The organism is Lysobacter terrae (assembly GCF_054782215.1).
On record NZ_BAAGSX010000010.1, the window covers coordinates 322,301 to 332,902 of the forward strand.

At 68.3% G+C, this 10,602-nt stretch carries 10 protein-coding genes; 2 read left to right on the forward strand and 8 right to left on the reverse strand.

The window, feature by feature from the left end:
- Positions 1-54 precede the first annotated feature (54 nt).
- Genes ACYVJ8_RS16460 through nudE form a run of 4 tightly spaced genes read right to left on the reverse strand, consistent with a single transcriptional unit; the run spans position 55 to position 2,576 of the window.
- Positions 55-357, reverse strand: a complete 303-nt coding sequence (locus ACYVJ8_RS16460) for an Mpo1-like protein (RefSeq protein ID WP_460714387.1) — start codon at positions 355-357, stop codon at positions 55-57.
- A 41-nt stretch (positions 358-398) separates the two neighbouring features.
- Complete coding sequence (gene mazG / locus ACYVJ8_RS16465) at positions 399-1,229, reverse strand: nucleoside triphosphate pyrophosphohydrolase (protein ID WP_460714389.1); 831 nt, start codon at positions 1,227-1,229, stop codon at positions 399-401.
- Between the two features lie 7 nt (positions 1,230-1,236).
- The gene (gene cysQ / locus ACYVJ8_RS16470; protein ID WP_460714391.1) at positions 1,237-2,031 is read right to left on the reverse strand and encodes a 3'(2'),5'-bisphosphate nucleotidase CysQ; all 795 of its coding nucleotides are present in this window, start codon (positions 2,029-2,031) and stop codon (positions 1,237-1,239) included.
- Positions 2,028-2,576 (reverse strand): ADP compounds hydrolase NudE, encoded by a 549-nt coding sequence (gene nudE, locus ACYVJ8_RS16475; RefSeq protein WP_460714393.1) that lies wholly within the window; start codon positions 2,574-2,576, stop codon positions 2,028-2,030. Before nudE ends, cysQ begins: the two co-directional genes overlap by 4 nt.
- Positions 2,577-2,650: 74 nt before the next feature.
- Here nudE and bioA point away from each other — a divergent pair, with 74 nt between their 5' ends.
- Positions 2,651-4,078 (forward strand): adenosylmethionine--8-amino-7-oxononanoate transaminase, encoded by a 1,428-nt coding sequence (bioA, locus tag ACYVJ8_RS16480; protein ID WP_460714395.1) that lies wholly within the window; start codon positions 2,651-2,653, stop codon positions 4,076-4,078.
- A complete protein-coding gene (locus tag ACYVJ8_RS16485) occupies positions 4,078-4,815 on the forward strand; it encodes a 16S rRNA (uracil(1498)-N(3))-methyltransferase (RefSeq protein WP_460714397.1) in 738 nt (245 codons plus the stop codon). The genes bioA and ACYVJ8_RS16485 overlap by 1 nt, the downstream gene beginning before the upstream one ends.
- Positions 4,816-4,899: 84 nt before the next feature.
- Here ACYVJ8_RS16485 and ACYVJ8_RS16490 read toward each other — a convergent pair whose 3' ends face one another.
- From ACYVJ8_RS16490 to ACYVJ8_RS16505, 4 genes are all read right to left on the reverse strand, one after another.
- Entirely contained in the window at positions 4,900-6,003 is a 1,104-nt protein-coding gene (locus tag ACYVJ8_RS16490; RefSeq protein WP_460714399.1) for an acyltransferase family protein, read from the reverse strand.
- A gap of 6 nt (positions 6,004-6,009) precedes the next feature.
- Entirely contained in the window at positions 6,010-6,501 is a 492-nt protein-coding gene (locus ACYVJ8_RS16495; protein WP_460714401.1) for a chemotaxis protein CheW, read from the reverse strand.
- A gap of 58 nt (positions 6,502-6,559) precedes the next feature.
- Positions 6,560-7,864, reverse strand: coding sequence for a chemotaxis protein CheB (locus ACYVJ8_RS16500; protein ID WP_460714403.1), 1,305 nt, complete (start codon positions 7,862-7,864; stop codon positions 6,560-6,562).
- Positions 7,857-10,602 (reverse strand): response regulator (locus ACYVJ8_RS16505; RefSeq protein WP_460714405.1); only part of this gene is annotated, 2,746 nt, incomplete at its 5' end. The genes ACYVJ8_RS16505 and ACYVJ8_RS16500, both read right to left, overlap by 8 nt.

Here is a 10,602-nt window from a genome sequence, read left to right on the forward strand (position 1 = left end):
GGAGAGGGACAGCATCGCGGAGCGATGCAGGGTGAGGGGACGTGGCGCAGAAAATTAGAACTTGATGCGGCCGGTGACGATGTCCTTGAACATCACCCAGTCGCCCGCGAACGAATAGAACGGATGCTTGAACGTCGCCGGCCGGTTCTTCTCGAAGAAGAAATGCCCGACCCAGGCGAATCCGTAGCCACACAACAGCGCACCCAGCACGTACCAGCCATTGCGTTGCCAGATGGCGAGCGCCAGCAGCAGCAGTACGCCGCAACTGCCGATGAAATGCAGACGCCGGCACGTCAGGTTGACGTGCTCGCCCAGGTAGAAGGGATAGAAGTCGCGGAAGCTGGAGAATGTACTCATCGGAGCTGGCGCATCGCTGATCCGTCGTCGTGGCTGCGGGGTTATTTCTCGTCGGCCTTGGCCCGGTTCCAGTAGCGATCCTGCGCTTCCAGCGACAGCGCGGCAAGCGCGACGCCGTCGGCTTCGGCCAGGGCTTCCATGGCGCGGAAACGCCGCTCGAACTTGAGATTGGCACGGCGCATCGCCGCGCCCACGTCGACCTTGGCGTGCCGCGCGATGTTGGCGGCGACGAACAGCAGGTCGCCGATCTCGTCCTCCAGGCGATCGCGCGCGGCCATGTCGCCCGCGTCGTGCGCGACGGCGTTGAACTCGGCGCGCACCTCCTCGATCTCTTCATGCAGTTTGGCGATGACCGGCGTGATGTCGGGCCAGTCGAAACCCACCGTGGCGGCACGCTTCTGCAGCTTCACCGCGCGCTGCCATTCGGGCAGGCCACGGGCGATGCCGGCTAGCGCCGAGTTGTCCTCGTGGCCGGCGGATTCGCGCTCGCGCCGCTTCTGTTCTTCCCAGGCGGCGGTCTGCGCTTCGGAGTTCTCCACCGAGGCATCGGCGAACACATGCGGATGCCGGCGGATCATCTTGTCGCTGATCGCCGCCACCACATCGCCGAAGGCGAAGTCGCCCTGCTCTTCCGCCATGCGCGCATGGAAGACGACCTGCAGCAGCAGATCGCCGAGCTCGTCCTTCAGCGCATGCAGGTCGTTGCGGTCGATCGCATCGGCGACCTCGTACGCCTCTTCGATCGTGTACGGCGCGATGGTGGCGAAATTCTGCTCGACGTCCCAGGGGCAGCCCGTCTGCGGATCGCGCAGGCGGCGCATTATTTCGACGAGGGTGTGGATATCGCGGTGGTCTTGCGGAAGTTTATTCATCGCTCGATCAACCCAGCCACCCGTGCCACGGCAATGACGTATCGCCCAGCGCGATGAAATCGCCGTTGAGGATTCGGTCGCGCTGGTTGTAGCGGAACGGCCGGCCCTGCGGATCGAACAGCGCGCCACCGGCGCCTTCGAGCACGCATTGCCCAGCCGCAGTGTCCCATTCGCTGGTGGGGCCGAAACGCGGATACACGTCGAGGCCGCCGTCGGCGATGCGGCAGAACTTGAGCGAGGAACCCAGGCCCACCGGCTCCACCTCGCCCATGCGGTCGATGAAGGCCTGCGTGCGTGCGTCGCGATGCGAGCGGCTGGCCGCGACGCGCAGCGGTGCGGTGGCGGGCGCCCGCACGCGCAGCGGCCGCTCGTGGCCGTGCTCGCGCACACTGGCGCCCAATGTCGCGCCGCCGTGCCAGAGCACGCCGGTGACCGGCGCCTGCACGACGCCGAAGACCGCAACCCCGTCCTCGATCAGGGCGATGTTGACGGTGAACTCGCCGTTGCGCTTCACAAATTCGCGCGTGCCGTCGAGCGGATCGACCAGCCACAGCCGCGTCCATGCGCGCCGCTGCGCGGTGGCGACTTCGTGCGCGGATTCCTCCGACAGCACCGGAATATCCGGGGTGATGCGCGCCAGCCCTTCGACGATGCAGCGATGCGCGGCCAAATCGGCGGCGGTCAGCGGCGAGTCGTCGTCCTTGTGCTCGACGGCGAATTCGCTGTCGTAGATGCCCAGAATGGCGGCAGCCGCATCCTGCGCCAGCGCGATCACGTCTTCGCGCAATGCCTTCTCGATCATGCCTGCATCCTCAGCCATTCGCGGGCGATGAACAGCGCGGCGATGCTGCGGCCTTCGGAAAAATCCTCGCGCAGGATCAGCTCGTGCAAGGCGTCCAGCTTCCAGGGAATCACTTCGAGCTCCTCCGGTTCGTCCCCCGCCAGACGCTCGGGATACAGGTCGCGCGCGAGGACCAACTGCGCGGTGTGGCTCATGTAGGTCGGGGCAAGGGTGATGTCGCGCAGCAGCGTCAGCGAGTGCGCGCCGTAGCCGGCCTCTTCCTTCAGTTCGCGGTCGGCGGCCTGCAGTGCGGTTTCGCCGGCATCGATGCGGCCCTTGACCAGGCCCAGTTCGTAGCGATGCATGCCGGCCGCGTACTCGCGCACCAGCAGCACCGTCTCGGCATCGAGCATGGGCACGACGATCACGGCGCCGTGGCCGCGCCCGTGCAGGCGCTCGTAGTTGCGGCGCTCGCCGTTGGCGAATTCGAGTTCGAGGCGTTCCAGCCGGTACGGACCGGCCTCGTGCTCGGTGATGCGGTGGATGGTGGGGAGACGGCGCGTCATGGGGCGCGCTCCATTCCACACAGGCGGGCAGACCGGCGCCCGAAGACCGGCCCGGAGGCTGCGATAATGTCGGAATGCAAGAGAAGACTCACGACGCGATGATAGCGGACGCCGATGCATGGCGTTCGCGTGACCTGGCCGTGCTCTGGCACCCGTGCACGCAGATGCGCGAGCACCCGGACACCTTGCCGCTGTTGCCCATCGCGCGCGGTGAAGGGCCGTGGCTGATCGGCCGCGACGGACGCCGCTATCTCGACGCGATCAGCAGCTGGTGGACCAACCTGTTCGGCCATGCCGAGCCGCGCATCGCCGCGGCGATCGCGCGCCAGGCCTCGACCCTGGAGCACGTGATCCTGGCCGGCTGCTCGCATGCGCCCGCGGTCGAGCTGGCCGAACGCCTGCTGGCCTTGGCGCCTCGCGAGGCCGGACGTGCGCCGCTGAGCAAGGTCTTCTATGCGGACAACGGCTCGGCCGGCGTGGAGGTGGCGCTGAAGATGGCCTTCCACTGGTTCCGCAACCGTGGCGAGATGGGCCGCACCAAATTCGTCGCGCTGGAGAACGGCTATCACGGCGAAACCCTGGGCGCGCTGGCCGTCGGCGATATTCCCTTGTACCGGCGCGTCTATGCCCCACTGCTCGCGGAAGCGCTATTCGCGCCATCGCCGGACGCTTACCAGTGCGAGCCCGGCGAGTCGCCGGCGCAACGCGCAGCGCGTGCGGCGGACGTACTGCGCGAACTCCTCGAGCGCCATGCCGGCGAGATCTGCGCACTGATCCTGGAGCCACGCGTGCAATGCGCGGGCGGCATGCGCATGCACGATCCGGTGTATCTGCGCCTCGTGCGTGATCTTTGCGACACCCACGGCGTATTCCTGATCGCGGACGAAATCGCAGTCGGCTTCGGCCGTACCGGCACTTTGTTCGCGTGCGAGCAGGCCCCCGCCGACGCTCGCGTTGGCGGATCAGGTGGGGTCCAACCCGATCTGCTGTGTCTGTCGAAGGGACTGACCGGAGGTGCCCTGCCATTGGCGGCGGTGCTGGCGACGCAATCCATCTACGACGGCTTCCTGGATGATTCGCGCGATCGCGCATTCCTGCATTCGCACAGCTACACCGGCAATCCGCTGGCCTGCGCCGCCGCGCTGGCCTCACTGGACATCTTCGCCAGCGACGACATCGTCGCGCGCAATCGCACGACGGCCGCGCGGATGCGCGAGCTGGCGCAGCCGTTCGCCGACCACCGCCATGTCGCCGATGTGCGTCAGGCGGGGATGATCGTGGCGTTCGAACTGACGCGTAACGGCGACAAGCGCACGCCCTTCGAAAGCGAGCGCCGCGTCGGCCTGCGCGCCTACCGCAGCGCGTTGTCGCGCGGCGTGCTGCTGCGGCCGCTGGGCGACATCCTCTACTGGATGCCGCCGTATTGCATCGACGACGATGCGCTGCGCCTGCTCGCCGACGTCACCCGTACGGCGATCGACGATGCGACGGAGGGCGCCTGATGCGCACGATTCGCGTACATGTCGACGCGCCACTCGCGCCCGGGACGGAGCTGGCGCTGCCGGAAAGCGCAGCCGCGCATCTGGCGCGCGTGCTGCGCCTGACGGTGGGCGACGAATGCGTGCTGTTCAACGGCGATGGCCACGACCACGACGCGCGCATCGTCGCGCTGGACAAGCGCGGACTGCGCGTCGCCGTGGGTTCCTCCCGCCCGGTGCAGAACGAGTCCCCGCTGCGCATCGTGTTACTCCAGGGCGTGGCGCGCGGCGAGAAGATGGACCTGATCCTGCAGAAGGCCACCGAGCTCGGCGTCGCGGCCATCGCACCTTTGTGGTCGCAGCGCAGCGAAGTGAAGCTGGACGGCGCGCGCGCCGACAAGCGCCTCGCGCATTGGCGCGGCGTGGTGACCTCGGCCTGCGAGCAATGCGGGCGCGCACGGGTGCCGGAGGTGGCATCGCCGCTGTCGCTCGCGGCAACGCTACAGCAACTGCCGACGGGCGGCTTGCGGCTGATCCTGGATCCGGAGGGCGAACTGGCCTTCGCCGCGCTTCCTGCCGATGCCACGGCGACGCTCTACCTCGCGGTGGGACCGGAAGGCGGCTGGTCGGACATCGATCGTGAGCAACTGCGCGCCGCGGGGTTTCGCGGCCTGCGCCTCGGCCCGCGCATCTTGCGCACGGAAACCGCGGGGCTCGCGGCGATCGCGGCGTTGCAGGCGGGATTCGGAGACTTGCGCTGACACGCAATCCCTCTCCCCGCTTGCGGGGAGAGGGTGCCCGAAGGGCGGGTGAGGGGGAGCGAGCGTAGCGAGCTGCTTTTGCCGTCAGATCTTGAAGTAGATCTTCCGCGCATCCAGTACGCGCACCACCACCCACCACAGCGCCACGAACGCGATTGCATACGCCAGCGACGGCACGAACGGCCCGAAGCGCGGCGTCATCCAATCGGCGAATCCATGCCGATACAGCGGCTCCAGCCATCCGATCGCGGCCAGCGCATACAGCAGGAACGCCGACCCGGCATAAGCGGCAATCGCATTGAGGCCGAAGGAGCGTCCCCACGCCGGCAGGCCACGGCGATCGATCGCCCAATGCGCGAGCGCGGTCGCGAGCAAGGCGAAGCCGCCGCTCCACAACACGTACGACGGCGTCCACAGGTTCTTGTTCAAAGGCAGTACGAGCGACCACGCCTGCCCGATCGTCAGCGCGAGCGCACCAGCTAGCCACAGCCGACGTGCGTGCCCTCTACGCAACCAGTCGCCCGCGCGCAGGCCTAGCACCGTCGTCGCCAATGCGCCCAGGGTGCTCGGCAAACCTTCCGGGTCGTGGCCGAACCCCGTCGCCGGATCGAGCTGATAGACGTGCACGCCGAGCACGGCGTAGTCGGTACGGCTGGCGATGTTGACCCACGGCTCATAGCTGCCACCGGCCCACAGCAGCGCGGCATATGCGATCAGCAACGCAATGAAGATCGCCCATTGCGTCCGCTGCCGCGTGTACACGGCCATGAGGCCAGCGCCCCCGAAGCACAACCCGATCCGCTGCAACACGCCCATCACCCGGTAATGCGGCAGGTCGAACGCCCACAGCGCACACAGATGCAACAGCAGGCCGAGTGCGACGATCCGCAGCGCGCGCACCAACACCTGCTTCGATAACCGTTGCGGCGATTCGCCGCGCTCCAGCCGCGGCATCAGCGCCAGCGCGATGGAGACGCCGACGATGAAGAGGAACATCGGGAAAATCAGGTCGGTCGGCGTGAGTCCGTGCCACGACGCATGCTCGAGCGGGGCATAGACATGCCCCCAGTCGCCCGGGTTGTTGACCAGCAGCATCGCCGCCACGGTGATACCGCGCAGGGCGTCGATGGACGCCCAGCGGCTGGGTGCGGATGCGGAATTCGAAGGGCCGACGACGGGGTCAGCCACGCCGGATCAGGCCGCCTCGGCCTGCGCCAGCGCGTTGCCGATCAGCGCCTGGATGGCTTCGAGATCGGGAATGAAGGCCTCATCCTCGTTGAGCCACACGCGGGCGCGGACGCCACGCGGTAGGAATTCGTCGGTCTCGTGCAGGAGGCGATCGGTCGACACCGTGACCAGGCGCGGGAAGCCCTGGGTCAATATCGCGAAATACGGCGCCTTGGTATCGCCGCCCAGTGCCTTGAGCACGACCACCTTGCTGCCGAGGCCGCCAGCTTCCGGCGCGATGTCGGCCATGCGCGAGAAGGCGATCAGGGGCAGTTCCCAGCCGCGCCAGCGGATGCGGCCCAGCAGCCAGTCCGGCGCGCCTTCCAGCGCGGAGGGCGGCGCGAACGACATCACTTCAGCAATGGTCGCGTTGGGCAGCAGCAGGCGAGCGCGCGCCACGGCGATGAGGACGCCTCGAATGTCTTGCTGCGGTGTGGCGTTGGAGCTTTGGGTCGTCATCGGCGTTTCCGGTTCTTCACTGCCGCATAGCTAGTGCAGCGTAGGGGCTGCGGTCGGCTCAGTGCCAGCGTTCGGCGAGTTTGCGCGCCAGTTCCTGCGGCTTGCCTGCCTGGCCGCCACGCGCCGCCAGCGCCGCGGGCGCCGATACGTCGTAGCAACCATCCAGGGCCTGCCCGGCGACGAGCGCGCCGGCACCGGCCATTTTCATCACTGCGTCGACCTGCGCCGGGTCCGCGCCGCTCAGCAACAGCACCGCGCTGTCGTTGGCGGGCATCGACGTCAGCAGCTCGGCCGGCGCGTCATTGAACGCAAGGCCCTGGCCGCTCTGTTGCACGCCGAGAGCCGGCGGAACGATGTAGACCGTGCTCGCCTGCAGCTCGTCGCCGCTGGCGGCCAGCTTCACCGGCAACGTGGTCGCGCGCTGCATCTGCGCGACCAGCTTGTCGTAATGGCCGCCGTCCAGGCGCTGCTGCACCAGCACGGCGCGCGGGAAGGTCGTCGGCAACGCGCCCAGCAACTGGCGCACCGCGTCCGGACCACCGATGCCGGCGAGCACCAGCACCGCGCCGTGCGCGGAGGCGGTCGCGCGGTCATGGACCAGCTCCATCGCGGCGATGCGCGAATGCAGGTCGGCCATGTCGTCGTGGAAACGGCTGGCGTCGTTGGGATGGTCTTCTTCGTGTCCGCCCAGGCCTTCGATCTTGATCTCGGTCGGCGTCTCGTCGGCGAGCTCGAGTTCGAGCTTGGCGACGAACGGAGACGGCGCTTCGTTGCCATGTTCCTGGGCGTAATGCGCGGCTTCGTCGCCGAGTTCGACCGTGAGCAGCTCCATGTCCGAATGCACGTCGACGGGGCCGACGTCGTCGGTGTCGGCGAGCGACAACTCCAGCTTCGGCGACGCGGCGGGCGGCGGGGCTGGCGCTGCGGCGGGAGCCGCGGGCGGTGCGGCAACCGGCGTCGTCATCCGCGCTGCCGGCGCCTGCGGCGCGCGGACTTCGGTCGCGGCTTCGCCGCCCGGCGGAAGCACGCTGTCGGCATGGCCGAGCTTGGCGCGCAGATGGCGGACCCAGCGCGCGGCGTCCCAGCCGACGCGGCCGACGGCGAGTTCGGCTTCTTCGAACAGCACTTCGATCTGCGGGTTGGACAGCACCGCGTCGAAACGCTCCAGCGCTTCGTCGGTGGCCGAATCCAGCACGATCAGCGCCACCTGCGGCTGTGAAGCCAGCACGGCGGTCTGGTCGGTGGTGGCCGGATCGGCTTCCAGCACGATGTTCGCGCCGGCCTGATCCAGTGCCTCACGCATGCGGTCGCGCGCCGCGCCGGCGCGGGCCAGCAACACGACACGGCGGGCGTCCTTACTCATGAGTGCGCGCTATCCCTAGCAGTTCAAAAACGTTACGCATCAGTTCCGGTTCCTGGTACGGCTTGCCCAGGTAGCGGTCCACGCCGATATCGAATGCGCGCTGGCGATGCTTCTCGCCGGTACGCGAGGTGATCATCACGATCGGCACGTTGCGCAGGCGGGCATCGGCCTTCATCGCCGTGGCCAGCTCGTAACCGTCCATGCGCGGCATTTCGATGTCCAGCAGCATCAGGTCGGGCACGTGCTCGGCCATCTTCTCCAGCGCGTCGAGGCCATCCTTCGCGGTGAGCACTTCGAAGTTGTTGCGCTCCAGCACGCGGCCGGTGACCTTGCGCATGGTGACCGAGTCGTCGACCACCATGACCATCGGGACGCGGCGCTGTTCGGCCGTCGGCGCGGTCGGCAGGTGTTCCGGCGCGAGCACGGCCTGACGGCGCACCAGCGGTGCGACGTCGAGGATCACCACGACGCTACCGTCACCCATGATGGTGGCGCCGAAGATGCCCGGGATCGAAGCGACCTGCGGACCCACCGGCTTCACCACGATTTCGCGGTTGCCCACGACCTGGTCGACACTGACCGCGGCGCGCAGATCGCCGGCGCGGATCAGCAGCAGCGGCATCTGCAGCTGGCCTTCGGCCTTCGCCGTGGCGTGGCCGACGAGCGTGCCCAGGTCGTGCACCGGATAGTCTTCGCCGCCGTACTCGTACGTAGTACCGGCGCGCATCTCAGCGCGCGGCATGCGGCCCACGCCGCGCACCGAGGCGATCGGGACGGCGAAGGTGGTTTCGCCGATGCGCACGAACACCGCCTGCGTGACCGCGAGCGTCTGCGGCAGGCGCAGGGTGAAGCGGGTGCCATCGCCCGGCTTGGAATGGATGTCGATCGTGCCGCCGAGCTGGCGCACTTCCGAGGCGACCACGTCCATGCCCACGCCACGACCGGCGAGGCGGCTGACTTCGTCGGCCGTCGAGAAGCCCGGCTCGAAGATCAGCATGTCGAGGTCGTTGTCGGTCAACGTCGCATCCTGGCGAACCAGGCCGCGCTCCTCGCCGCGCTTGCGGATGGCCGTGCGGTTGAGGCCGGCGCCGTCGTCGGCGACTTCCAGCACCACTTCCGAACCTTCGCGGCGGATGGCGATGCTGATCGAACCTTCTTCCGCCTTGCCCGCCTGCTTGCGCTTGTCGGGCTTCTCCAGACCGTGCGCGATCGCGTTGCGGAGCATGTGCTCCAGCGGCGCGGTCATGCGGTCGAGCACATTGCGGTCGAGTTCGCCCTGCGCATTGCCGAGCTTGAGCTGGGCCTGTTTGCCGGTTTCCGCAGAGGCCTGGCGTACGACGCGGCGCAGGCGCGGCACCAGCGAGTCGAACGGCACCATGCGGGTGCGCATCAGACCTTCCTGCAGCTCCGAGCTCACGCGCGACTGCTGCAGCAGCAGGGTTTCGTACTGGCGGGTCAGGTCGTCGAGCGTGACCTGCAAGCTGGTCTGGTCGGCGGCCGACTCGGCCAGCGCGCGCGACAGCTGCTGCAGGGTCGAGAAGCGGTCGAGTTCGAGCGGATCGAACGTCGCGTCTTCGCTCTCATGCTCGCGCTGGTAGCGCGCGATGATCTGCGCTTCGGTTTCGATTTCCAGGCGGCGCAGCTGGTCGCGCAGACGCAGGTTGGTCTGGTCCATTTCCGCGATCGCGCCGCGGAAGGCACCCAGCTGCTGTTCCAGGCGGGCGCGATAGATCGCGACCTCACCGGCGTAGTTGACCAGACGGTCGAGCAGGTCGGCGCGGATGCGCACCTGTTCCTGCGGCGCGCGCGTGCCGACGTCGTCGTCGTCGCCGTGCAGCGCTTCGACCATCGGCGCGGACAGCGGCTTGAGTTCGAGCGCGGCGGGTGCGGCCGGACTGGGTGCTTCGGCGAGAGCCTCAGTGGATGCCGACGCGGCGACGCGCTGGCCGCGCGAACGCGCATCGAACTCAGCGATGAGCGCTTCCGGCATCGCGATCGCCTGGCGCGTACCGACGCGCGTGACCATCGCATGCAGGCGGTCGAAGCCGCGTTCGAGCAGCGGAATGCTGTCGCTGCCGAGTTCGACGCGGTTTTCGACCACCGCTTCGAGCAGCGACTCCATGGTGTGGCCGAGTTCGCCCACGGCCATGATGCCGGCCATGCGCGCACCGCCCTTGAGCGTGTGCAGATCGCGCTGCAGGCCGATCAGCGGTTCGCGCGAATCGGGTGCGGCGCGCAGCTCGGCGAGCAGGCCGTCGGAATGATCGAGCAGGTCGGCGCCTTCCTCGACGAAGATGTCGACGAGTTCCGGATCCAGACCGGTCAGGTCGAGCGCCTCGTCCGGATCCTCGCCGCCCGCCTGGGCCTGCGCGAGGATCGCGGCCACGGCCGGCTCTGGTTCGGGCAGCGTAGTGGCCGCGGCGAGCGCGGCCGCAGCAGCCGCCGCTTCGCGCTGGGCTTGTTCTTCCGCGGCGCGGACTTCATCGGCACGACGCTGCGCTTCGGCTTCCGCTTCGGCGCCGGCCTTGGCGGCCTCCGCCTGTTCTTCGGCGAGACGCTCGGCTTCGAGACGTTCTTCCTCGGCGATGCGTGCGGCTTCCGCGTACTCCGCTTCGAGACGAGCGTACTCGGCTGCTTCGGCAGCCTTTTCGGCTTCAACGCGTTCTGCTTCGGCGCGTTCGGCTTCGGCGCGTTCGGCTTCGGCGCGTTCGGCTTCGGCGCGTTCGGCTTCGGCACGT